The organism is Salmonella sp. 32020114201800008SM, from assembly GCF_017572025.1.
GTDB lineage: Bacteria > Pseudomonadota > Gammaproteobacteria > Enterobacterales > Enterobacteriaceae > Salmonella > Salmonella enterica.
In genome coordinates this window covers 25,831-49,179 of sequence record NZ_JAGEQM010000012.1, presented here as the reverse complement: position 1 = coordinate 49,179, position 23,349 = coordinate 25,831, and the positions used below count along the sequence as shown (strand labels likewise).

Below are 23,349 nucleotides of genomic sequence, written 5' to 3'. Positions count from 1 at the left end.
GATGGATTCGCAACGCAATCTTTTAGTCATCGCTTTGCTGTTCGTGTCTTTCATGATCTGGCAAGCCTGGGAGCAGGATAAAAATCCGCAACCTCAGACTCAACAGACCACGCAGACAACGACCACCGCAGCGGGTAGCGCCGCCGACCAGGGCGTACCAGCCAGTGGCCAGGGGAAAATGATTACGGTGAAAACCGATGTGCTTGATTTGACTATCAACACCCGTGGTGGTGATGTCGAGCAGGCCTTGCTCCCGGCTTACCCGAAAGAACTGGGTTCCAACGAACCGTTCCAGCTGCTGGAAACCACCCCGCAGTTTATCTATCAGGCGCAAAGCGGCCTGACAGGCCGCGACGGCCCGGATAACCCGGCGAACGGCCCGCGTCCGCTGTACAACGTCGAGAAAGATGCGTTTGTACTGGCCGACGGTCAGAACGAACTGCAGGTTCCGATGACTTATACTGACGCCGCAGGCAACACGTTTACCAAAACGTTTGTCTTTAAGCGTGGCGATTATGCGGTTAACGTGAACTATAGCGTGCAGAACACCGGCGAAAAACCGCTGGAAGTCTCCACCTTTGGTCAGTTAAAACAATCCGTCAACCTGCCTCCTCATCGCGACACCGGCAGCAGCAACTTTGCGCTGCATACGTTCCGCGGCGCAGCGTACTCCACGCCGGATGAGAAGTATGAGAAATACAAATTCGACACCATTGCCGATAACGAAAACCTCAACGTCAGCTCCAAAGGCGGTTGGGTGGCAATGTTGCAGCAGTATTTCGCTACCGCATGGATTCCGCGTAACGACGGCACCAACAATTTCTACACCGCCAATCTGGGTAACGGCATTGTCGCTATCGGCTATAAAGCGCAGCCGGTACTGGTACAGCCAGGCCAGACTGGCGCGATGACCAGCACCCTGTGGGTCGGCCCGGAAATTCAGGATAAAATGGCGGCTGTTGCACCGCACCTGGATTTGACCGTGGACTACGGTTGGTTGTGGTTCATCTCTCAGCCGCTGTTCAAGTTGCTGAAGTGGATCCACAGCTTTGTGGGCAACTGGGGCTTCTCCATTATCATCATTACCTTTATCGTTCGCGGTATCATGTACCCGCTGACCAAAGCGCAGTACACGTCAATGGCGAAGATGCGTATGCTGCAGCCGAAAATTCAGGCGATGCGCGAACGTCTTGGCGATGATAAACAGCGCCAAAGCCAGGAGATGATGGCCCTGTACAAAGCGGAGAAGGTTAACCCGCTGGGCGGCTGCTTCCCGCTGATCATCCAGATGCCTATCTTCCTGGCGTTGTACTACATGCTGATGGGTTCCATTGAACTGCGTCATGCGCCGTTCGCGCTGTGGATTCATGACCTGTCCGCACAGGACCCGTACTACATTCTGCCGATCCTGATGGGCGTAACGATGTTCTTCATTCAGAAGATGTCGCCGACCACCGTGACCGACCCGATGCAGCAGAAGATCATGACCTTTATGCCGGTCATCTTTACGGTGTTCTTCCTGTGGTTCCCGTCAGGTCTGGTGCTGTACTATATCGTCAGCAACCTGGTCACCATCATTCAGCAGCAGCTGATTTACCGTGGTCTGGAGAAGCGTGGCCTGCATAGCCGCGAGAAGAAAAAATCCTGATTCGGTGTAGGCCGGATAAGGCGAAGCCGCCATCCGGCAAGGCGCGCCGGTCAGCCTGATGGCGCTAACGCTTATCAGGCCTACAATCAAAAGGCGGTCATATGACCGCCTTTTTTATTGCAACAAAGTTGAGACTAACCATGAGCCATAACGACACTATCGTCGCCCAGGCAACCCCACCGGGACGCGGTGGCGTGGGTATCCTGCGTATCTCTGGTCTGAAAGCGCGCGACGTTGCGCAAGAGGTGCTGGGCAAGCTGCCGAAGCCGCGCTATGCCGACTACCTGCCGTTTAAAGACGTTGACGGCAGCGCGCTGGATCAGGGTATTGCGCTGTGGTTCCCCGGCCCAAACTCCTTCACCGGTGAAGATGTGCTGGAGCTACAAGGGCACGGCGGTCCGGTGATCCTGGACCTGCTGTTAAAACGTATCCTGACGCTTCCAGGCGTGCGCATTGCCCGACCGGGCGAGTTCTCCGAGCGAGCGTTCCTCAACGATAAGCTCGATTTAGCCCAGGCGGAAGCCATTGCCGACCTGATCGATGCCAGTTCCGAACAGGCGGCGCGTTCGGCGCTAAACTCGTTACAGGGGGCATTTTCCGCCCGCGTTAACCACCTTGTGGAAGCACTTACTCACCTGCGAATCTACGTCGAAGCGGCTATCGATTTTCCGGATGAGGAGATCGACTTTCTCTCTGACGGCAAAATCGAAGCGCAGCTCAATGGTGTCATCGCCGATCTTGACGCCGTGCGCACCGAAGCGCGCCAGGGCAGCCTGCTGCGCGAAGGGATGAAGGTAGTGATTGCCGGACGCCCGAATGCCGGGAAATCCAGCCTGCTGAATGCGCTGGCAGGCCGTGAAGCGGCCATTGTTACCGATATCGCCGGCACCACGCGCGACGTGTTGCGCGAGCATATTCACATCGACGGGATGCCGCTGCATATCATCGATACCGCCGGACTGCGCGACGCCAGCGACGAAGTTGAGCGTATCGGCATCGAACGCGCCTGGCAGGAGATTGAACAGGCCGATCGCGTGCTGTTTATGGTGGATGGCACCACGACGGACGCCGTTGACCCTGCCGACATCTGGCCGGACTTTATCGCCCGTCTGCCCAAAAATCTACCGATTACCGTGGTACGTAACAAGGCGGATATCACCGGCGAAACGCTGGGTATTAGTGAAGTAAACGGTCACTCACTGGTTCGCCTCTCGGCGCGTACCGGCGAAGGCGTCGACGTGTTGCGTAACCACCTCAAGCAGAGCATGGGGTTTGATACCAATATGGAAGGCGGCTTCCTGGCCCGCCGCCGTCACCTACAGGCGCTGGCGGAAGCCGCTGAACATCTTGAGCAGGGCAAAGCGCAGTTATTAGGCGCATGGGCGGGGGAACTGCTGGCGGAAGAGTTGCGCCTGGCGCAGCAAAGCTTAAGCGAGATTACCGGCGAGTTTACCTCCGACGACCTGCTGGGACGGATTTTCTCCAGCTTCTGTATCGGCAAATAACGTTGTGTTGCCCGGTGGCGCGATGCTTACCGGGCCTACAAAACCCGTAAGCCGGATAAGGCGTTTATGCCGCCATCCGGCAGCAATAATTTCCCATGAGGAAATCACTGTTGTCCAAATGGCAACTCGTCTCGCGCAACGTCGCCCCGTATTCTTAGCGCCACACTTTTCGTGAGGCCGCTATGAAACGTTTTCTACTGTGTAGTTTTGCCCTGGTTTTACTCTATCCTGCCGGTATTGATATGTATCTGGTCGGTTTACCGCGTATAGCCGTCGATCTGAACGCCAGTGAGTCGCAGTTGCATATCGCCTTCTCCGTTTACCTGGCCGGAATGGCGACGGCCATGCTGTTTGCCGGGAAGATAGCCGATCAGTCAGGCCGCAAACCGGTCGCGATCGTCGGCGCGATCGTTTTTATGATGGCCTCACTGCTTTGTTCACGGGCGTCGGAAGGCTCGCTATTTCTGAGTGGGCGTTTTCTTCAGGGAATAGGTGCAGGCGGCTGCTATGTGGTGGCGTTCGCCATTCTGCGCGACACGCTCGACGAGCATCGCCGGGCGAAAGTGCTGTCATTATTGAATGGGATTACCTGTATTGTGCCGGTACTCGCCCCGGTGGTGGGGCATTTGATTATGCTTCGTTTCCCCTGGCAAAGTCTGTTCTATACGATGTCCGCGATGGGCATTATTGTGGGCCTGTTATCACTGTTTATCCTGCGCGAGACGCGCCCGGTAAGGCTGGCTCCACGCGATTTATCACGATCGTCGCCCGCCGCCGAGTCGCTGATTAACCGTTTTTTCGTTAGTCGACTGGCGATCACCACCCTTAGCGTGTCGGTGATCCTGACCTTTGTCAATGCCTCTCCAGTGCTGCTGATGGAGGTGATGGGATTTAGCCGTGGCGACTATGCCATTACCATGGCGCTCACCGCAGGCGTCAGTATGGTCGTCTCTTTTTCCACCCCTTTTGCGCTTGGGTTATTTAAGCCGCGAACCTTAATGCTCGTCTCACAGGGGCTGTTTTTGACGGCTGGCGTGACGTTAAGCCTTGCTCATACCAATACCGTCACACTCTTTGGCCTGACGCTTATCTGCGCCGGATTCTCGGTTGGTTTTGGCGTCGCGATGAGCCAGGCGCTGGGGCCGTTTTCGCTGCGCGCCGGAGTGGCCAGTTCCACGCTCGGTATCGCGCAGGTTTGCGGTTCATCACTGTGGATTTGGCTGGCGGCAATACTCGGTATCAGCGCGATGAATATGCTGATCGGGATTCTGATTGGTTGTAGCATAGTGAGTATTCTGCTGATCTTCTCCGTCACGCCCAACAGGTCCGTAGCCGAGCATGAAGAAATCCCTTACCAATCTCGACCTTAATTTGCTGTTATGCCTACAGTTACTCATGCAGGAGCGCAGCGTCACTAAAGCTGCAAAACGGATGAACGTAACGCCCTCGGCGGTCAGCAAATCGCTGGCGAAACTCCGGGCATGGTTTGACGATCCGCTGTTCGTCAATACGCCGCTGGGCCTGGCGCCGACGCCGCTGATGGTCAGTATGGAGCAAAGTCTGGCGGACTGGATGCAGATGGGGAATCAACTGCTTGATAAGCCGCATCATCAAACGCCGCGCGGTTTAAAATTTGAGTTGGCGGCAGAGTCGCCGCTGATGATGATTATGTTTAATTCACTGTCGCAGCAGATTTATCAGCGCTATCCGCAGGCTACCATTAAGGTTCGCAACTGGGATTATGACTCGCTGGAGGCGATTACGCGCGGGGAAGTCGATATCGGATTTACCGGACGCGAAAGCCATCCCCGCTCGCGAGAATTGCTCAGTCTGTTGCCGCTCGCGATTGATTTTGAGGTACTGTTTAGCGATTTGCCGTGGGTCTGGCTGCGGGAAGATCATCCGGCGCTGCGCGAAGCGTGGGATCTGGACACTTTTCTGCGCTACCCGCATATCAGTATTTGCTGGGAGCAAAGTGATACCTGGGCGCTGGATGATGTCCTGCAAGAAATGGGACGCAAACGCCATATCGCGTTGAGCCTGCCGGGGTTCGAGCAGTCGCTCTTTATGGCCGCCCAGCCGGATCACACCCTGATAGCAACCGCGCCGCGCTATTGCCAGCACTACAATCAGCTCCACCAGCTACCGTTAGTGGCGCGCCCCCTGCCTTTTGATGCGCAACAGCGGGAAAAGCTGATGGTGCCGTTTACCCTATTATGGCACAAACGTAATAGTCATAATCCCAAGATTGTGTGGCTACGACAGGCTATCAACACGCTCTGCCGTCGCCTTATCTGACCACCTGCGTTGATAAATTAACCTTCCTCTTACCAGAAATGTCACCGTCTGATTAAAGAACCTTCTGAAATTGAATTTTTAGCGCGTAAAACCTGTCCATAATTTACGTTAATGTTACTCTCGTCATTATCACGGACCATTAATCACGGAGCGAAAAATGGCGACTCACTTTGCCAGAGGGATACTTACGGAGGGACAGTTGGTTTCAATTCGTCTCTCTTCGTCTTGCCATATTGAAGCCAGAAACCTGCCTGCTCACCGACGAACGCGTTTTCTCGCCTCCAGAGGCCTTCTTGCCGAACTGATGTTTATGCTGTACGGAATTAGCGAGCTGCCGGAAATCATTATTCAGGCGAAAGGTAAACCCGCGTTTCGTGACAAAAATCTGCCAGGCTTTTCTATCTCCTACGCCGGAAATATGGTTGGCGTGGCGTTGACCACCGAAGGAGAGTGCGGGCTGGATATGGAATTACAGCGCACCTCCCGCGGCTTTCACCATCCGCATTCGCTCGAACGCCACCCTTTCTCCCGTAATGAAAACTTATGGGTAGCCAATCAAAACGATCCCAACGAAGCGCGAGCGCAACTCATTACATTGCGCCAGAGCGTGTTAAAACTCACCGGCGATGTCATGAATGACGATCCGCGGGAGCTGCAACTTTTACCCGTTGCCGGACGCCTGAAGTGCGCGCATGTCACACAGCTTGAAGCCGTATGCGATGCGGAAGATGTGCTGGTATGGTCCGTAACCGTTACGCCAGCGATAGAAAAATTAAAAGTGTGGGAGTTCGATGGCAAACTGGGCTGGAAAAGCCTGCCCGATATCCAGACGCGCGCCAATGAGCCAACCGGGCGTCTGATGCGATTCGCCCAACTCCCCGCCGCCAAATCGTATACGCTTAATCGTTCATAATGAAAAAAGGGGCACGTATGTCTGAAACGCTGAATGTGGTTACATTGCTGGGAAGTTTACGCAAAGGTTCCTTTAACGGGATGGTGGCGCGTACGCTGCCTAAAGTCGCGCCGGCAGGAATGACGGTATCGCCGCTGCCTTCGATCGGGGATATTCCGCTGTATGACGCCGATATCCAGCAGGAAGAGGGATTTCCAGCCAGCGTAGAGGCGCTGGCGGAGCAGATTCGCAACGCCGACGGCGTCGTCATTGTGACGCCGGAATATAACTATTCCGTTCCCGGCGGCCTGAAGAATGCCATCGACTGGCTATCCCGTCTGCCTGAGCAGCCGCTGGCGGGTAAGCCCGTTCTTATCCAGACCAGTTCAATGGGGGCGATTGGCGGCGCGCGCTGCCAGTATCATCTGCGCCAGATTCTGGTGTTCCTTGATGCGATGGTGATGAACAAACCGGAGTTTATGGGCGGCGTGATTCAGAATAAAGTCGACCCGCAGACTGGAGAAGTGGTGGATCAGGGAACGTTAGATCATTTGACCGGTCAGCTGACCGCATTTGGCGAGTATATTCAGCGCGTTAAAGCGTAAGTTATTTAAAAACCCTCCCCCCGATGGGGCGAGGGTTCATTTCATCAGTGTGCGTCAATAAACACAATCTTCAGCACAAATAACAGCGCGACAATCACTACGCACGGGCTAAGGTCGCGCAGGCGACCGGTACCGATTTTCATCACGCAGTAAGAGATAAAGCCCAGCGCGATACCTTCGGTGATCGAGAAGCTAAACGGCATCATTACCGCCGTAATAAACGCCGGGACCGATTCGGTTAAATCCTGCCAGTTTACCCGCGCCAGGCTGGAGGTCATCAGCACGCCGACGTAAATCAGCGCGCCCGCCGCCGCGTAAGGCGGCACCATGCCCGCCAGCGGCGACAGGAAGATAACCAGCAGGAACAAAATACCGACCACCACCGCCGTCAAACCGGTGCGACCGCCCACCGAAACGCCGGAAGAGGATTCAATATAAGCGGTCACAGAAGACGTTCCGACAAATGCGCCAGTGACAGAAGAGATACTATCAACAAACAGCGCCTGCTTCATGCGCGGGAATTTGCCTTTCTCATCCGCCAGCCCGGCTTTATCGGTCACGCCAATCAGCGTACCGGAGGAGTCAAACAGGTTTACCAGCATGAAGGAGAAAATAACCCCCGCCAGGCCAAGATTGAACGAACCTGCCAAATCGACATGCCCTACCACGCTGGTGACGCTTGGCGGCGCGGAGACAATGCCGTTGTAATGTACATCGCCCATCATCCAGCCAAGCAGCGTCGTGACGATGATGGACACCAGCACCGCCGCATGAATGTTGCGCGAAGCGAGAATCGCAATAATAAAGAATCCGAGAACCCCCAGCAGCACGCTGTGCGAGGTCAGGTTGCCGATGCTGACCAGCGTTTCCGGGTTAGCGACGATCACGCCGGCGTTTTTCAGCCCCATCATGCCGATAAACAGGCCGATGCCGCTGGTGATGCCCACGCGCAGGCTGACCGGAATGTTGGCGATCATCCAGTAACGCACGCGGAAGATAGTCAGCAATAAAAGACCAACAGCGCCCCAGAAAATGGCGCCCATGCCTACCTGCCACGGCAGTCCCATTGCCTGCACAACCACGAAGGCAAAGAACGCGTTCAGCCCCATCGCGGGCGCCAGCGCCACCGGCAGGTTAGCGAACAGGCCCATCAGAATACTGCCAAAGGCCGCAATCAGACAGGTGGTCACAAAGACGGCGCTGGTGTCCATGCCAGCTACGCCCAGAATTTGCGGGTTAACAAAAACGATATAAACCATCGTCAGGAAAGTGGTAAAACCGGCGATCACTTCGGTTCGTGCCGTCGTGCCATGTTCGCGCAGTTTAAACACGCGTTCCAGCATACCCTGACCAGAAGCCTGGGTGGTGTGTTGTTGACTCATTATCAATTTCCGGAGAAAGGAGGGAAAATTCGCCGTTATCCTATACCAAAATGCGACACCTGGCGCAGTTGTGTGGTAATTTTTTTCACTCAATTTGTTAGTACGGCAACGATTGCGTCCCCTCATTCAGCATTACGTAAACGTTAAACTTGTTAAAATGGAAATGACATGTCCCAAATCGAAGCGGTGTTTTTTGACTGTGACGGCACGCTGGTCGACAGTGAAGTGATTTGCTCGCGTGCCTATGTCGCTATGTTCCGGCAGTTCGGCATTACGCTTGAGCTCACGGAAGTATTCAGACGCTTTAAAGGCGTAAAGCTCTACGAAATTATCGATACCATCAGTAAAGAGCATGGCGTTGCGCTGGCAAAGGCGGAGCTGGAGCCGGTGTACCGCGCGGAAGTGGCGCGCCTGTTCGATACCGAACTGGAAGCGATCGCGGGCGCAAATACGCTGCTGGACAGCATTAAGACGCCCATGTGCGTGGTATCCAACGGGCCGGTCAGTAAGATGCAGCATTCGCTGGGTAAACTGGGCATGTTGCATCATTTTCCTGATTTGCTGTTTAGCGGTTACGATATTCAACGCTGGAAGCCCGATCCGGCGCTGATGCTCCATGCGGCGAACGCCATGAAGGTCAATGTTGAGAAGTGTATTCTGGTGGATGATTCCAGCGCAGGCGCGCAGTCAGGAATTGCGGCGGGAATGGAAGTGTTTTATTTCTGCGCCGATCCGCATAACAAGCCGATCGATCACCCTAACGTGACGACTTTTACCGATTTGGCGCAGTTGCCGGGATTGTGGAAAGCGCGCGGGTGGGAGATTACGCGTTAACTGAAATGCCGGATGGCGCTGACGCTTATCCGGCCTACAGCATCTGTACCTGTAGGCCCGGTAAGCGCAGCGCCACCGGGCAAAAGAATGAGATTTACTCTTTTGGGTCTTTCCCCGCCAGCAGCTTATCCAGCTCATCGCCGCCGACGTGACGGAAATCTTGCCCCTTCACGAAGTAGAAGATGTATTCACAGATATTCTGGCAGCGGTCGCCGATACGCTCGATAGAGCGCGCGCAGAATAACGCGGTCAGCACGCTGGGAATGGTGCGCGAGTCTTCCATCATGTAGGTCATCAGCTGACGCACGATGCCTTCGTACTCCTGGTCAACTTTCTTATCTTCACGATAGATACGCACCGCTTCGTCGAGATCCATGCGCGCGAACGCATCCAGCACGTCGTGCAGCATCTGCACGGTGTGGCGGCCCAGTGACTCCAGACTCACCAACAGCGGCTGGTGCTGCTGGGAGAATTTCTCCAGCGCGGTACGGCAGATTTTATCCGCCACGTCACCAATGCGCTCCAGTTCGGCGATGGTTTTGATAATCGCCATCACCAGGCGCAGATCGCTCGCCGTCGGCTGGCGCTTGGCGATAATACGCACGCAGGCCTCATCGATGGCGACTTCCATCATATTAACCTGATGGTCGCCTTCTACCACGCGCTTCGCCAGCTCGCTGTCCTGGTTGTGCATAGCGGTGATAGCGTCAGAAAGCTGCTGCTCCACCATGCCGCCCATGGTCATTACCTGAGTGCGGATGCTTTCCAGTTCGGCGTTGAACTGGCCGGAAATATGTTTATTAAGGTTCAGACTGTCCATTACGCACTCCTGAATTAACCGTAACGACCGGTGATATAGTCTTCTGTTTGTTTCTTCGCGGGCTTGGTGAACAGATCGTCCGTGTTGCTGAACTCAATCAACTCGCCCAGGTACATAAACGCCGTATGATCGGAACAACGTGCCGCCTGCTGCATGTTGTGGGTCACGATCACCACGGTGTAATCCTGTTTCAGCTCGGTGATCAGCTCTTCGATACGCCCGGTGGAGATCGGGTCCAGAGCTGAACATGGCTCATCCAGCAGCAACACTTCCGGACGAATGGCGATACCGCGCGCAATGCACAGACGCTGCTGCTGACCACCGGAGAGAGAGTACCCGCTCTGGTGCAATTTATCTTTGGTTTCGTTCCATAATGCGGCTTTGGTCAACGCCCACTGCACGCGCTCGTCCATATCGGCACGAGACAGCTTCTCAAACAGACGCACGCCAAAGGCGATATTGTCATAGATGGACATCGGGAACGGCGTCGGCTTCTGGAATACCATCCCCACTTTTGCGCGCAGCAGCGCGATATCCTGGGTGTTGGTGAGAATATTGTCGCCATCCAGCAGAATTTCACCTTCCGCTCGCTGCTCCGGATAAAGCGAATACATTTTATTGAAGGTACGCAGTAGCGTTGATTTACCGCAGCCGGATGGCCCGATAAATGCCGTTACCTGATTCTTCGCGATATCCAGATTAATGTTCTTCAGGGCATGGAATTTGCCGTAGTAGAAGTTCAAATCACGAACCTGAATCTTACTCGGGGCAGTTTCAACCATACTCATTTCACTCTTTTCCTCATCCAGCGCCGCATCCGCCACGCCGTAAAATAATGCCTGATGGCGCTACGCTTATCAGGCCGACAATGTCTTTAACCGTGTTTTTTCTTCGCGAAAACAACACGCGCCAGAATATTCAGCAGCAGTACGCACAGGGTAATAATCAGCACGCCCGCCCAGGCTAATTGTTGCCATTCGGCAAACGGGCTCATCGCGAATTTAAAGATAGTCACCGGCAGGTTGGCGATCGGCTGCATCATGTCGGTGCTCCAGAACTGGTTCGAGAGCGCGGTAAACAACAATGGCGCCGTTTCCCCGGCGATACGCGCAATAGCCAGCAGAATACCGGTCATAATGCCGGAGATAGAGGCTTTCAGCGTAATCGCGGAGATCATCTTCCACTTCGGCGTACCCAGCGCATAAGCGGCTTCACGCAGGCTATCCGGTACCAGCTTGAGCATGTTTTCAGTGGTACGGATAACGATCGGCACCTGCAACAGCGCCAGCGCAATCACCCCTGCCCAGCCGGAGAAGTGCTGCATCTGCGCCACCACGATGGTGTAAACAAACAGCCCCACAACAATTGACGGCGCGGAAAGCAGAATGTCGTTAATAAAGCGAATGATTTCCGCCAGCCAGGATTTACGGCCATATTCCGCCAGATAGATCCCGGCCATAATCCCCAGCGGCGTACCCAATACGGTAGCCCAGAGAATCAATAATCCACTCCCCGCCAGGGCGTTCGCCAGCCCGCCGCCCGCCGTGTTCGGCGGCGGCGTCATTTCGGTAAACAGCGCCAGCGACATACCATCAATGCCGCGCGTGATGGTGGACATCAAAATCCAGATCAGCCAGAACAGGCCAAATGCCATCGTCGCCATTGATAGCGTTAGTGCGATACGGTTCTTCATGCGGCGACGCGCCTGCATCTTGCGACGGGATTCCGCGAGCTGCGCGGTGTTCTGCATATCAAGCGTAGCCATTAACGTGCTCCCTCGTTCTTCGCCAGACGCATAATCATGAACTTAGACGCCGCCAGGACGATAAAGGTGATCACAAACAGAATCAGCCCCAGCTCCATCAACGCTGCCACGTGCAGACCCGATTCCGCCTCAGCGAATTCGTTCGCCAGCGCGGAAGTGATGCTGTTGCCCGGCATATACAGCGACGCGCTGTCGAGCTGGTAGGTGTTGCCGATGATAAAAGTGACCGCCATCGTTTCACCAAGAGCACGGCCCAGCCCCAGCATAATGCCGCCGATCACGCCATTTTTGGTGAACGGTAGCACGATGCGCCAGATAACTTCCCAGGTAGTACAGCCGATACCGTAAGCGGACTCTTTCATCATTACCGGCGTTTGCTCGAAGACGTCGCGCATAACCGCCGCAATGTAGGGGATGATCATGATGGCGAGGATGACGCCCGCCGCCAGAATGCCGATACCAAACGCCGGGCCGGAGAACAGCGCGCCGACAAACGGAATGTTGGAAAGAATATTGCCGACCGGCTCCTGGAAGTACGTCGCAAACAGCGGCGCGAAGATAAACAGCCCCCACATGCCGTACACGATACTGGGAATTGCCGCCAGCAGTTCAATGGCGATGCCGAGCGGACGCTTTAGCCAGCCTGGCGCCAGCTCGGTTAAAAACAGGGCAATGCCGAAACTGACCGGAACGGCGATCAGCAGTGCGATAAAGGAGGTTACCAGCGTGCCGTAAATGGGCACCAGAGCGCCGTAGATATCGTTTGGCGCGTCCCATTCCTTAGTCCAAAGAAATGAGAAACCAAATTTCTGAATACTTGGCCAGGAGGAGATGATCAATGAGACGATAATACCGCCCAACATCAATAGCACAATCAGCGCAGCCAGTTTTACCAGCGCGCTGAAAATCATGTCGCCTTTTTTACCCGGCGGGTTAAAAGCAGGCTTGGTTGCAGCCATAAATTACTCTTTCCATTAAACGCGTTTTACGACGTTGCCCCTGCCGGATGGCGCTACGCTTATCCGGCCTACAACGTGGGCCTGCGGTCGAAACCGTAGGGCGGATAAGAGTAGCGCCATCCGCCAATTCGTTAATTAATACAGCGCCTTACCGTTGCTGTCTTTTATACTGGTCTTCCAGGCGGTACGAACCTGCTCAACAACGTTATCCGGCAGGCTGGCGTAGTCCAGATCATTCGCCTGCTTAGCGCCATTTTTGTAGGCCCAGTCGAAGAACTTCAACACTTCAGCACCCTGCTCAGGTTTCTTCTGCGCTTTGTGGACCAGGATAAACGTGGTGGAGGTGATTGGCCACACATCGTCACCTTTCTGGTTGGTCAGATCCTGCGCGAAGGTTTTGCTCCAGTCTGCGCCTTTCGCCGCATTAGAGAAGCTCTCTTCCGTCGGGCTTACCGGTTTGCCGTCGGCAGAAACCAGTTTGGTGTAGGCCAGGTTGTTCTGCTTAGCGTAAGCGTATTCAACGTAGCCGATAGCGCCTGGCAGACGCTGTACAAATGCCGCGATGCCGTCGTTACCTTTACCGCCCAGACCGGTTGGCCAGTTCACGGTAGAACCCGCGCCCACTTTCGATTTCCACTCGTCGTTGACTTTCGCCAGGTAACTGGTGAACACGAAGGAGGTACCGGAACCGTCAGCGCGACGCACCACAGCGATGTTCTGAGAAGGCAGCTTCACGCCTGGGTTCAGTTTAGTGATGGCTTCATCATCCCACTTCTTGATTTTACCGAGGTAGATGTCACCCAGCGTTTTACCATCCAGCACCAGTTCACCGGATTTGAGGCCTGGAATATTCACCGCCAGCACCACGCCGCCGATCACCGTCGGGAACTGGAACAGGCCTTCCTGATTCAGTTTTTCGTCAGACAGCGGCGCATCGGAAGCGCCGAAATCAACGGTATTCGCGGTGATTTGTTTCACGCCGCCGGAAGAGCCTATCCCCTGGTAATTGACTTTGTTACCGGTTTCTTTCTGGTAGGTATCCGCCCATTTGGCATACACCGGCGCAGGAAACGTTGCACCGGCACCTGTCAGGCTTGCTGCTGCAAAGGCAGAGAACGCGCTCATCGATAAGGTCGCGGCGACAACAGTTGCGACAGTGGTACGCATAACTTTCATAATGTCTCCTGCACGGTTTCGGTAAATCGTTGTTTGAGTTGCTACGATGAGCAAAATAGGACAAATTGATGACAGTTATATGTCTTGATTATGACGGTTTGATGACAATGGAAATAAAAAAGCTGGCCCGGGGAGACACCAGACCAGCCTGCAGGGGGAGATGAATTAAACTGTTTGCGCAACCGCAGACGGTTTCAACAGCGCGTACATCAGGCCGCAGACAATCGTGCCCAGGGCAATTGAGAGCAGGTACTGCATCACATGTTCTACCGCATGTGGGATCGCCAGGACAAAGAGGCCGCCGTGTGGCGCCATCAGTGTACAACCGAAATACATCGATAGTCCCCCGGCGATTGCGCCACCGACCATCGTGGAAGGGATGACGCGCATCGGGTCACGCGCGGCGAAGGGAATCGCCCCTTCAGAGATAAAGCACAGCCCCAGGATAAAAGATGCATTACCCGCTTCATGCTCAGCGGCATTGAATTTCGCTCTGGCCGCCCAGGTTGCGACGCCCATTCCTAATGCCGGTACCATCCCTGCCGCCATAATGGCCGCCATTGGCATATAAGAATGAGAAGCCAGTAAACCGACGCCGAAGGTATACGCAGCTTTATTCACCGGCCCACCAAGGTCAAAACCTTGCATTGCGCCCAGCAACATTCCCAGCAAGATAGCATTCGTAGAGGTCATATTCCCCAGGAACGTCGTCAGCCCTTCCATCACCGCAGAAACGGGGCCACCCACCACGTAAATCATGATAAGGCCGGTAATCAGCGTAGACAGTAGCGGCAAAACCAGCACAGGCTTAAGCGCTTCCATTGACGCCGGCAGCTTAATATTTTGCGCCAGAAACCGTACGCTGTAACCGGCCAGAAAACCGGCCACAATCCCTCCCAGGAAACCAGCACCGCACAGGCTGGCCAACATCCCGCCAATAAGCCCCGGGGCCAGGCCCGGACGATCGGCAATTGAGAAGGCAATAAACCCAGCCAGTACCGGCACCATCAGCGCAAAGGCCGCCTTACCACCAATTTGAAATAGCGCAGCCGCCAGCGTGCCCGGCTCATTGAAGGCCTGGATACCGAAGACAAAAGAGAGCGCGATACACAACCCTCCCGCCACCACCAAAGGAAGCATATGGGATACGCCGGTCATTAAATGCTTATAAACGCCGGGTAGCTCTGTTTTACCAGCTGAAGAAGAGCGCCCGGCACTCCCCTGATAGACCTCGGCGCTATTGAAAGCATTATCCATTTCCTGCGCACTCTTTTTTAGCGCCGCGCCGGTACTGGTGCGATAGAGTCTTTTGCCAACAAAGCCTGACAGATCCAGCTCAATATCCGCCGCGATAATCACCACATCCGCTTGCGCTATCTCTTCCGCGGTCAGCGTGTTCTTCGCCCCGACGGAACCGCGAGTTTCAACCTTGATCCAGTCACCACGCTTGCGGGCTTCAATTTCCAGCGCTTCTGCCGCCATAAAGGTATGGGCGACGCCCGTCGGACAGGCCGTCACAGCAACAATTTTTTTAGTCATAGTAGGGTACCCTGTTCTTTTAATTTAAAGAAAAAGCGGGAAAAAATGTTACAGGCGTGACCAGGCCGCTGCTTTCTGGAACAGCGCGTCATCCGGGCGAATCCCGGTATAAAGGACAAATTGCTCCACGGCCTGAATAGCAAACACTTCGGAACCGGTAATCACGGTTTTACCGCGTTCACGGGCGTAGCGGATCAGCGGTGTGACGGGCGGTAGCGCCACCACATCAAAGATAACGCTCGCCTTATCCACTTCCTGTTCGGAATAAGAGAGTTTGTCGGCATCATTACCGCCAGCCATTCCGATAGGCGTGGCGTTAATTAACAAATCGGCTTCAATACCGTCGGTATCCGGGCGCCATTCATAGCCATAGAGTTCGGCCAGTTGTTTACCTGACGCTTCATCAATCGCGACAATATAACCACGGGTAAACCCCGCATCCTTCAGCGCGCAGGCCACCGCCTTTGCCATACCACCGCTGCCACGCAAAGCAAACACCAGGTCGGGAGAGACCTTGTAACTCGCCAGCAAGCGAGCTATTGCAATGTAATCGGTGTTGTACGCCTTCAGATGGCCATTGGTATTCACAATGGTATTAACTGAGTGAATGGCCTGAGCAGAAGCATCCAGTTCATCCACCAGCGGAATGCAGGCTTCTTTAAACGGCATAGAGATCGCGCACCCACGGATCCCCAGACCGCGCACGCCGCTAATGGCCTGCGTAAGATCGGTCGGCGAGAAAGCTTTGTAGAGATAATTGAGATCCAGCGCTTCGTACAGATAGTTGTGAAAGCGTGTACCGAAGTTACTTGGGCGTGCCGCCAAGGACATGCAGACCTGAGTGTCTTTATTAATGCGCTTTGTCATGATGAATCCTCATAGAAGTTGCGATAGAGAAAATCATCGGCTAAAAAGGGGATATTAAAAATTGCTCATTCCCGTTCGGGAAATTTCACCTTTTATGACAACCCGGCACACTGAACAAAAATACTTAAAGCTACTCCAGCACTATGGCGACAAGCCTGTTAGCGTGACATTACAGGAGCTGGCGGATGTGTTGTTCTGCACCCGACGGCATATGCGTAATCTGTTGCTTCAGATGCAGGAGGCAAAGTGGCTCATCTGGCAATCACAGGCCGGACGTGGGCATCGCGCCCGGCTTCACCTGCGCTATAAACCAGAACAGCTGTTAAGCGAAAAGGCGGAGCAGTTACTGGAGTCTGGTCATATTGATCAGGCCATTCAGCTGCTGGGTAAAAATAAGCACCAGGTGGCGCAACTGCTGCGTTCAAAGCTGGGCTATAGCGTGCGGGCAGACTATCAGCGGCTGTGCATCCCCTATTACCGGACAATGCCGTCGCTGTGCCCCGGCACGCCGTTGCGCCGCTCTGAGCAGCATCTGGTCAGGCAGATTTTTAGCGGCCTGACGCGCATAAATGAGGAAAAAGGTGAAGTCGAAGCCGATCTTGCCCACCACTGGCGGCAGATTGATCCGCTGCGCTGGCGTTTTTATCTGCGCCCCGCCGTCCTCTGGCATGATGGTCAGGAGCTGACGATCGACGCGGTTATCGCTTCACTGACCCGCAGCGCTAAGCTGCCGTTGTTCTCGCACTTGCAGACCATTCAGGCCACCGGGCCGCTGAGCCTTGAAATTACGCTGGCGCACCCGGATAACCGACTGCCGCTGCTGCTCAGCCATATTGATGCCATGATCCTACCGCCTGACCATACACAACGCGCTGATTTCCCGGCACATCCTGTGGGGACTGGCCCTTATGAGGTGGTGGAAAACAATGGCTTTCATCTGCAAATGAAGGCCTTTGACCACTATTTCGGCCTGCGCGGGCTGCTGGATGAAGTGGAGGTCTTTATCTGGCCGAATTTAACGGAGACAGATAACCTGGCGGAATCGCTGTCGGATAACGACACGGCAGCCTGGCTCAGTTCCAGCCTGAGCGATGAGGATTACGTTTCCGGACGGCTTAGCCAGGTATCAGGCAAACCTTCTGACAACCTGCGCGAGATGTTTCTTGAGCGTGGAGGCTATTTTTTATTATGCGACAGTCGCTCTCCGCACTGGCATACCGCCGAACATCGCCGCTGGCTGCGGGAAACACTCAGCCCTTACGCCTTACTCCAGCATCTGAGTGAGGCAATTCGCCCCTTCTGGGTACCGGGCGGCAGCCTACTGTCCTCCTGGTTTCATACTATTGAGGCGGGCCCAGCCTGTTCACCTTTTATCTCGTCGTCGCCCTACGCAAAACTGCGTCTGGCCTATCACGATCAGCACCCTGAATTTCCGATGCTCCTGGATATCATGCAAGAGATCATGCGCCAGCAGGGCATTTTACTTGAGGGCGTGGAGCTGAATTATGATGACTGGGCGAATGGCAAAGCCAATGTGGATCTCTGGCTGGGGACGGTCAATTTCCCCATTCCCGAAGAGTGGAACGTCGGTACATGGCTGCTGGGCTCCCCTTTACTGCGCCACGCCATCAGCGGTGGGGATGATGCGCTGCTGGCCCAATGGGAAACCCAGTGGCATGCCGAAACCATCAGCGCGGAACAACTGGTCAGGGAAACCACCCGTTCAGGCTGGCTACAGCCGCTTTTTCACCACTGGATGCGACTCAAAGGCCCCGACCGGGCCAGGGGGATCCACCTGAATAACCTAGGATGGTTTGATTTCCGATCCACCTGGATTGAGCCAGGGCCTTAAAGAAGAGAATGTGACCGGGTACCCGTAGCGCAGGTAGGCGTAGCACCTCTTAGTCGCTCTTCAGCCACCATAGAGAAAGAACAGCGCCTGTCACGGCGCACAAAAAAAGGCCGTCTATCGACGGCCTTCTGCCTGGTACTACATTTGTACTTACTCTACGGTAACCGATTTCGCCAGGTTACGCGGCTGGTCAACGTCGGTGCCTTTAATCAGCGCCACGTGATACGCCAGCAGTTGCAGCGGAACGGTGTAGAAGATAGGCGCAATGACCTCTTCCACATGCGGCATCTCGATGATGTGCATGTTGTCGTTGCTGACGAAACCCGCATCCTGATCGGCGAAGACGTACAACTGACCGCCACGTGCGCGAACTTCTTCGATGTTGGATTTCAGTTTCTCCAGCAGTTCGTTGTTCGGCGCCACCACAATCACCGGCATATCGGCGTCAATCAGCGCCAACGGCCCGTGTTTCAGCTCGCCTGCAGCATAGGCTTCCGCGTGAATGTAAGAGATCTCTTTCAGCTTCAGCGCGCCTTCGAGCGCAATCGGATATTGATCGCCACGCCCCAGGAACAGCGCATGGTGTTTGTCAGAGAAATCTTCCGCCAGGGCTTCGATACGTTTGTCCTGCGACAGCATCTGCTCAATACGGCTCGGCAGCGCCTGTAGGCCATGCACGATATCATGCTCAATGGACGCATCCAGACCTTTCAGACGCGCCAGTTTCGCCACCAGCATCAACAGCACGGTTAACTGGGTGGTGAAGGCTTTGGTAGATGCTACGCCAATTTCCGTACCCGCGTTGGTCATCAGCGCCAGATCGGATTCACGCACCAGCGAAGAGCCCGGCACGTTACAAATGGCCAGAGAGCCCAAATATCCCAGCTCTTTCGACAGACGCAGGCCAGCCAGGGTATCTGCGGTTTCGCCAGACTGTGACAGGGTAATCATCAGGCTGTTACGACGCACGGCAGATTTGCGATAGCGGAATTCAGAGGCGATTTCAACGTCGCACGGAATACCTGCCAGCGATTCAAACCAGTAACGGGAAACCATACCGGAGTTGTAAGACGTACCGCAGGCGAGGATCTGAATATGCTCAACCTTCGACAGCAGTTCATCGGCGTTCGGTCCCAGCTCGCTTAAATCCACCTGACCGTGGCTGATGCGCCCGGTAAGGGTGTTTTTGATCGCGTTCGGCTGTTCGTAGATCTCTTTCTGCATGTAGTGGCGGTAAATACCTTTATCGCCCGCGTCATATTGCAGATTGGATTCGATATCCTGACGTTTTACTTCCGCGCCGGTGTTATCGAAGATATTTACCGAACGGCGAGTGATTTCAGCGATATCGCCCTCTTCAAGGAAGATAAAGCGACGAGTCACTGGCAACAGCGCCAGCTGGTCAGAAGCGATAAAGTTTTCGCCCATACCCAGGCCAATCACCAGCGGGCTACCAGAACGTGCCGCCAGTAGGGTATCCGGGTGACGGGAGTCCATGATCACTGTACCGTACGCACCACGCAGTTGCGGGATAGCACGCAGAACAGCCTCACGCAGAGTACCGCCCTGTTTCAGTTCCCAGTTTACCAGGTGTGCAATCACTTCGGTGTCGGTTTCAGAAACGAAGGTATAGCCACGCGCTTTTAACGCTTCACGCAGCGGTTCATGGTTTTCGATGATGCCGTTATGCACCACCACAATGTGTTCAGAAACATGCGGATGCGCGTTAGCTTCTGAAGGTTCACCGTGCGTCGCCCAGCGAGTGTGAGCAATACCAGTGCCGCCATGCAGAGGATGTTCTTCCGCTGCCTGAGCCAGCATCTGGACTTTACCGAGGCGACGCAGGCGGGTCATATGACCTTCTGCATCCACCACGGCCAGACCGGCAGAGTCATATCCGCGGTATTCCAGACGACGTAAACCTTCGAGAAGGATTTCAGCTACATCACGCTGCGCGATAGCGCCAACAATTCCACACATAGTTTTATTTCCTGATTATGGCATTACGCCATGCGTTGTCGCTGACCTGTATGCCCGTCGTTGCGGGCGCCCCGAGCCTTGTAGAGAGTGGGGTTATTTTTATAAGTACTGCTCATGGAGCGGAGGATTATTTTATCCTCTCATCTCCGGTCTGCCGGATGGCGCTGACGCTTATCCGACCTACAAAATCACTTTTTCTTCACCGGACGCTGCCAGCCTTGCTTATGCACCTGCGGCACGCGGCTTAATACCAGTTCATTGTCGGCTACATTACGGGTGACGGTAGTCCCTGCGGCGATGGTGGCCCCTTTACCAACAGTAACCGGCGCCACCAGTTGGGTATCGGAGCCGACAAACACATCGTCGCCAATAACCGTTTTGAATTTGTTCGCGCCATCATAGTTACAGGTGATGGTCCCCGCGCCGATATTCACGTTGTCGCCAATTTCCGCATCGCCCAGGTAGGTCAGATGGCCGGCTTTAGAACCTTTACCGAGACGCGCTTTTTTCATTTCAACGAAATTGCCGACGTGAGCGCCCGCTAACAGCTCCGCGCCGGGACGCAGGCGAGCAAACGGACCGATGGTGCAGGCCGCTTCCAGATGCGCATCTTCCACCACGCTGTATGGGCTAATTTCGCAGTCATCGCCAATAACGCTGTTTTTAATAATGCAGCCCGCGCCGATCTTCACGCGGTGACCGAGCGTTACATAACCTTCGATGATAACGTTAGCGTCAATTTCCACATCCATTCCACAATGAAGGGTGCCGCGAAGATCAAAACGTGCCGGATCGCGCAACATAACACCGGATAACAGCAGTTTCTCCGCCTGTTCGGCCTGGTAAATACGCTCCAGACGAGAAAGCTGTAGACGGTTATTCACGCCGTCCGTTTCGCTGATGCGAGCCGGATGCACCGCGGCGATTTCCCGTCCTTCCTGATAAGCCAGCGCGATGATATCTGTGATGTAATATTCACCCTGCGCATTATTGTTAGTCAGCTTAGACAACCAGCGTTTCAGGTCCGCGCCGTTGGCGATCAGAATACCAGTGTTAATTTCCTGGATCTGACGCTGTTCATCAGTGGCGTCTTTATGTTCAACGATGCCGGTCACTTTACCGTTTTCACGCGTAATACGGCCATAGCCGCTCGGATCGTCCAGCTTCACGGTTAATAACCCAATACCACCCTGCGGTTTGGCATCGCGCAGGCGCTGTAAGGTTTCAACCGAAATCAGCGGCACGTCGCCGTAAAGCATTAAAATATCTTCATCGTCGCTAAAAAAGGGCGCGGCCTGCTGCATTGCGTGACCTGTTCCCAACTGTTCCGCCTGAAGCACCCAGTTCAGCTTGTCATCTTTCAGGGTCTGTTTTAACAACTCGCCACCGTGGCCATAGACCAGATGAACCTGTGCGGCCCCTAATTTAGTAGCTGCATCAATGACATGCTGCACCATGGGTTTACCCGCCAGCGTGTGCAGCACTTTAGGAATATCGGAATACATGCGTGTGCCTTTACCTGCGGCAAGGATCACTACGCTCATAGCACTATTTAACATACGCGTCCTGACTGTAATTTGAGAACGAATTTATACTGTTTCACGTTGAAAATACTACATTTTTTTCATCGTAAAATGGAAGAAGGATAAAACGCTCACCGGGATAAAATCCCCGCCTGCTAATGAATCATTTTCGTTCATTACCGCGCCTCTTGTCTCCTGAAAAGTAAAAACACCCGCGTATTGGCAACGTAGTCCGATGTTTTTGCTGTTTTTTTACTCCATAAATAAAGAAGATAACGTAATAAAGCGCAGGGGAGTCAGAAAAGCAAAAACCAGCGACAGAGGCCGCTGGTTTTCCGTTGCGCGTATTTTTTACTTAATTACGCGACATAAAAATCCGCAAAATATACCAGAACATGGTCGCGATAGAAGCAAACAGATGTAATGCCGCGCCAGCAGGGCGATCGGTAGGGTAATGGTGAATAATGTTAGAAGTATCGTAAAGTATAAACCCGGCGCACAGCAGTACCATCAGCGCAGAAAACCAGACGCCCAGCGAGAAGCCGCAGATGACGCTGGCAATAATCGCGCCAAAAGCAATGAACCCAGCCATAGTCAGAAACGAGCGCAGAAAAGAAAAGTCTTTTTTTATAGAAAAAGCGGTAAACGTCAGGCCGCCGACCAGCAACAGAGTCGTTATTGCCGCCGCGCCAATGCTCGACGGGTTAATATACGCCGCCACCGTTAACAGGGGGGCAAAAATCAGGGATTCTGCCAACACATAAATCCCCAGCCCGATAAGTTGCGTTTGATTATTCCCCGCATTATCCGCCAGACGGGTCGCCAGCATTCCCACCAGCATAAAAGCGCCGAGAACAACCAACCAGCTATATCTTCCACCAGCCAGCAGCACATCAAGCGCATACTCCCCGACCCCTATAAAACTCCACGCCGCGCTCAATACGATAAAACCGACGATGGCGACGGCGAGATGAAGATAAGCACGACGAATAAAGGTAGTACGATCAATCCTTGAGTCGGGTTGTGGACCCGCAAAGGATGGCTGAAATGACATAGTAATAATCCCTCATTTTATGCAATAAAAACGCATCCATTCCTCCCTTCTTCGCACAATGTGCAGATGCCAATGACAGAAAGAAGGATTTAATGAAAACAGCGCTGTCGCTGAAAACGCGTCGCCTTCAGCCGCTTGTTTTTGTCGTTGCTAGTTTATCGAATAAAAATTGAGAGGATAAAAAAAAACCAGTCCGCAATCAGACTGGTTTTATGCTTTCAAGCCGGTGTTACATCGCTTTTTTGGTCAACTCGATAACGCGCAGTTTAGCGATCGCTTTGGCCAGTTCCGCAGACGCCTGAGCGTAATCCACGTCACCGTGCGAGCTCTTAATGTGCTCTTCGGCTTTACGCTTCGCTTCCAGGGCTCGCGCTTCGTCGAGATCCTGACCGCGAATCGCGGTATCCGCCAGAACGGTCACGCTGCCAGGCTGCACTTCCAGAATGCCGCCGGACAGATAGATAAACTCTTCATGACCGTGCTGCTTAACGATGCGAATCATACCAGGCTTAATGGCGGTGAGTAGCGGCGCGTGCCCCGGGTAAATCCCCAGTTCGCCTTCGCTACCCGTAACCTGGATTTTCTCGACCAGACCGGAGAACATTTGTTGCTCCGCGCTGACGACATCCAGGTGGTAAGTCATTGCCATA

Annotated in this window: 20 protein-coding genes; 8 read left to right on the top strand and 12 right to left on the bottom strand. The window is 54.2% G+C overall.

The annotated features are described in order from the left end of the window. Position 1: 1 nt before the first annotated feature. The 6 genes from yidC (at position 2) to J4613_RS21610 (ending at position 6,948) form a co-directional block, all read left to right on the top strand. A complete protein-coding gene (yidC, locus tag J4613_RS21635; protein ID WP_000378278.1) occupies positions 2-1,648 on the top strand; it encodes a membrane protein insertase YidC in 1,647 nt (548 codons plus the stop codon). 140 nt (positions 1,649-1,788) lie between these two features. Continuing rightward, positions 1,789-3,153 carry a tRNA uridine-5-carboxymethylaminomethyl(34) synthesis GTPase MnmE gene (gene mnmE, locus J4613_RS21630; protein ID WP_000019081.1) on the top strand — a complete coding sequence of 455 codons (1,365 nt, stop codon included), beginning with the start codon at positions 1,789-1,791 and terminating at the stop codon, positions 3,151-3,153. A 182-nt stretch (positions 3,154-3,335) separates the two neighbouring features. After that, positions 3,336-4,523 (top strand): MFS transporter, encoded by a 1,188-nt coding sequence (locus tag J4613_RS21625; protein WP_023260141.1) that lies wholly within the window; start codon positions 3,336-3,338, stop codon positions 4,521-4,523. Further along, positions 4,492-5,451 carry an HTH-type transcriptional regulator YidZ gene (gene yidZ / locus J4613_RS21620; RefSeq protein ID WP_000749365.1) on the top strand — a complete coding sequence of 320 codons (960 nt, stop codon included), beginning with the start codon at positions 4,492-4,494 and terminating at the stop codon, positions 5,449-5,451. Before J4613_RS21625 ends, yidZ begins: the two co-directional genes overlap by 32 nt. A gap of 157 nt (positions 5,452-5,608) precedes the next feature. Next, positions 5,609-6,364 carry a 4'-phosphopantetheinyl transferase superfamily protein gene (locus J4613_RS21615; protein ID WP_000190678.1) on the top strand — a complete coding sequence of 252 codons (756 nt, stop codon included), beginning with the start codon at positions 5,609-5,611 and terminating at the stop codon, positions 6,362-6,364. Continuing rightward, complete coding sequence (locus J4613_RS21610; protein WP_001575173.1) at positions 6,364-6,948, top strand: NADPH-dependent FMN reductase; 585 nt, start codon at positions 6,364-6,366, stop codon at positions 6,946-6,948. The genes J4613_RS21615 and J4613_RS21610 overlap by 1 nt, the downstream gene beginning before the upstream one ends. Before the next feature lie 44 nt (positions 6,949-6,992). On the opposite strand, the gene adeP is transcribed toward J4613_RS21610, so the two are convergent. Continuing rightward, positions 6,993-8,330 (bottom strand): adenine permease AdeP, encoded by a 1,338-nt coding sequence (gene adeP, locus J4613_RS21605; RefSeq protein ID WP_001519317.1) that lies wholly within the window; start codon positions 8,328-8,330, stop codon positions 6,993-6,995. A 168-nt stretch (positions 8,331-8,498) separates the two neighbouring features. On the opposite strand from adeP, the gene yieH reads away from it, so the two are divergent. Continuing rightward, the gene (gene yieH / locus J4613_RS21600; RefSeq protein ID WP_021000930.1) at positions 8,499-9,164 is read left to right on the top strand and encodes a 6-phosphogluconate phosphatase; all 666 of its coding nucleotides are present in this window, start codon (positions 8,499-8,501) and stop codon (positions 9,162-9,164) included. A 94-nt stretch (positions 9,165-9,258) separates the two neighbouring features. On the opposite strand, the gene phoU is transcribed toward yieH, so the two are convergent. The 7 genes from phoU to J4613_RS21565 all read right to left on the bottom strand — a co-directional run bounded on the left by phoU (position 9,259) and on the right by J4613_RS21565 (position 16,290). Next, positions 9,259-9,984, bottom strand: coding sequence for a phosphate signaling complex protein PhoU (phoU, locus tag J4613_RS21595; RefSeq protein ID WP_000377800.1), 726 nt, complete (start codon positions 9,982-9,984; stop codon positions 9,259-9,261). Positions 9,985-9,998: 14 nt separating this feature from the next. Then, positions 9,999-10,772 (bottom strand): phosphate ABC transporter ATP-binding protein PstB, encoded by a 774-nt coding sequence (pstB, locus tag J4613_RS21590; RefSeq protein WP_000063118.1) that lies wholly within the window; start codon positions 10,770-10,772, stop codon positions 9,999-10,001. Positions 10,773-10,858: 86 nt separating this feature from the next. Further along, the gene (pstA, locus tag J4613_RS21585) at positions 10,859-11,749 is read right to left on the bottom strand and encodes a phosphate ABC transporter permease PstA (protein ID WP_000212197.1); all 891 of its coding nucleotides are present in this window, start codon (positions 11,747-11,749) and stop codon (positions 10,859-10,861) included. Then, entirely contained in the window at positions 11,749-12,708 is a 960-nt protein-coding gene (pstC, locus tag J4613_RS21580; protein ID WP_000741630.1) for a phosphate ABC transporter permease PstC, read from the bottom strand. The genes pstA and pstC overlap by 1 nt, the downstream gene beginning before the upstream one ends. A gap of 135 nt (positions 12,709-12,843) precedes the next feature. Beyond that, on the bottom strand, positions 12,844-13,884 hold the full coding sequence (pstS, locus tag J4613_RS21575; protein WP_000867131.1) for a phosphate ABC transporter substrate-binding protein PstS: 1,041 nt from the start codon (positions 13,882-13,884) through the stop codon (positions 12,844-12,846). A 165-nt stretch (positions 13,885-14,049) separates the two neighbouring features. Then, positions 14,050-15,423: a fructose-specific PTS transporter subunit EIIC gene (locus J4613_RS21570; RefSeq protein ID WP_000162545.1), complete on the bottom strand. Its 1,374-nt coding sequence runs from the start codon at positions 15,421-15,423 to the stop codon at positions 14,050-14,052. Between the two features lie 48 nt (positions 15,424-15,471). After that, positions 15,472-16,290 carry a shikimate 5-dehydrogenase gene (locus tag J4613_RS21565; protein ID WP_000166716.1) on the bottom strand — a complete coding sequence of 273 codons (819 nt, stop codon included), beginning with the start codon at positions 16,288-16,290 and terminating at the stop codon, positions 15,472-15,474. A gap of 94 nt (positions 16,291-16,384) precedes the next feature. On the opposite strand from J4613_RS21565, the gene J4613_RS21560 reads away from it, so the two are divergent. Next, positions 16,385-18,142, top strand: coding sequence for an SgrR family transcriptional regulator (locus J4613_RS21560; protein ID WP_080169927.1), 1,758 nt, complete (start codon positions 16,385-16,387; stop codon positions 18,140-18,142). Positions 18,143-18,292: 150 nt separating this feature from the next. Here J4613_RS21560 and glmS read toward each other — a convergent pair whose 3' ends face one another. The 4 genes from glmS to J4613_RS21540 form a co-directional block, all read right to left on the bottom strand. Then, positions 18,293-20,122, bottom strand: a complete 1,830-nt coding sequence (gene glmS, locus J4613_RS21555; RefSeq protein ID WP_080169926.1) for a glutamine--fructose-6-phosphate transaminase (isomerizing) — start codon at positions 20,120-20,122, stop codon at positions 18,293-18,295. A gap of 188 nt (positions 20,123-20,310) precedes the next feature. Further along, positions 20,311-21,681 carry a bifunctional UDP-N-acetylglucosamine diphosphorylase/glucosamine-1-phosphate N-acetyltransferase GlmU gene (glmU, locus tag J4613_RS21550; RefSeq protein WP_000934851.1) on the bottom strand — a complete coding sequence of 457 codons (1,371 nt, stop codon included), beginning with the start codon at positions 21,679-21,681 and terminating at the stop codon, positions 20,311-20,313. 319 nt (positions 21,682-22,000) lie between these two features. Continuing rightward, positions 22,001-22,699, bottom strand: a complete 699-nt coding sequence (locus J4613_RS21545; protein ID WP_000009904.1) for a Bax inhibitor-1 family protein — start codon at positions 22,697-22,699, stop codon at positions 22,001-22,003. 229 nt (positions 22,700-22,928) lie between these two features. Then, positions 22,929-23,348 (bottom strand): F0F1 ATP synthase subunit epsilon, encoded by a 420-nt coding sequence (locus J4613_RS21540; RefSeq protein WP_001251971.1) that lies wholly within the window; start codon positions 23,346-23,348, stop codon positions 22,929-22,931. Position 23,349: the final 1 nt, after the last annotated feature.

Excerpts from the sequence above, each read along its gene's own strand:
- yidC (WP_000378278.1), top strand. The coding sequence starts at position 2 with ATGGATTCGCAACGCAATCTTTTAGTCATCGCTTTGCTGTTCGTGTCT.
- mnmE (WP_000019081.1), top strand. The coding sequence starts at position 1,789 with ATGAGCCATAACGACACTATCGTCGCCCAGGCAACCCCACCGGGACGC.
- J4613_RS21625 (WP_023260141.1), top strand. The coding sequence starts at position 3,336 with ATGAAACGTTTTCTACTGTGTAGTTTTGCCCTGGTTTTACTCTATCCT.
- yidZ (WP_000749365.1), top strand. The coding sequence starts at position 4,492 with ATGAAGAAATCCCTTACCAATCTCGACCTTAATTTGCTGTTATGCCTA.
- J4613_RS21615 (WP_000190678.1), top strand. The coding sequence starts at position 5,609 with ATGGCGACTCACTTTGCCAGAGGGATACTTACGGAGGGACAGTTGGTT.
- J4613_RS21610 (WP_001575173.1), top strand. The coding sequence starts at position 6,364 with ATGAAAAAAGGGGCACGTATGTCTGAAACGCTGAATGTGGTTACATTG.
- adeP (WP_001519317.1), bottom strand. The coding sequence starts at position 8,330 with ATGAGTCAACAACACACCACCCAGGCTTCTGGTCAGGGTATGCTGGAA.
- yieH (WP_021000930.1), top strand. The coding sequence starts at position 8,499 with ATGTCCCAAATCGAAGCGGTGTTTTTTGACTGTGACGGCACGCTGGTC.
- phoU (WP_000377800.1), bottom strand. The coding sequence starts at position 9,984 with ATGGACAGTCTGAACCTTAATAAACATATTTCCGGCCAGTTCAACGCC.
- pstB (WP_000063118.1), bottom strand. The coding sequence starts at position 10,772 with ATGAGTATGGTTGAAACTGCCCCGAGTAAGATTCAGGTTCGTGATTTG.
- pstA (WP_000212197.1), bottom strand. The coding sequence starts at position 11,749 with ATGGCTACGCTTGATATGCAGAACACCGCGCAGCTCGCGGAATCCCGT.
- pstC (WP_000741630.1), bottom strand. The coding sequence starts at position 12,708 with ATGGCTGCAACCAAGCCTGCTTTTAACCCGCCGGGTAAAAAAGGCGAC.
- pstS (WP_000867131.1), bottom strand. The coding sequence starts at position 13,884 with ATGAAAGTTATGCGTACCACTGTCGCAACTGTTGTCGCCGCGACCTTA.
- J4613_RS21570 (WP_000162545.1), bottom strand. The coding sequence starts at position 15,423 with ATGACTAAAAAAATTGTTGCTGTGACGGCCTGTCCGACGGGCGTCGCC.
- J4613_RS21565 (WP_000166716.1), bottom strand. The coding sequence starts at position 16,290 with ATGACAAAGCGCATTAATAAAGACACTCAGGTCTGCATGTCCTTGGCG.
- J4613_RS21560 (WP_080169927.1), top strand. The coding sequence starts at position 16,385 with ATGACAACCCGGCACACTGAACAAAAATACTTAAAGCTACTCCAGCAC.
- glmS (WP_080169926.1), bottom strand. The coding sequence starts at position 20,122 with ATGTGTGGAATTGTTGGCGCTATCGCGCAGCGTGATGTAGCTGAAATC.
- glmU (WP_000934851.1), bottom strand. The coding sequence starts at position 21,681 with ATGTTAAATAGTGCTATGAGCGTAGTGATCCTTGCCGCAGGTAAAGGC.
- J4613_RS21545 (WP_000009904.1), bottom strand. The coding sequence starts at position 22,699 with ATGTCATTTCAGCCATCCTTTGCGGGTCCACAACCCGACTCAAGGATT.
- J4613_RS21540 (WP_001251971.1), bottom strand. The coding sequence starts at position 23,348 with ATGGCAATGACTTACCACCTGGATGTCGTCAGCGCGGAGCAACAAATG.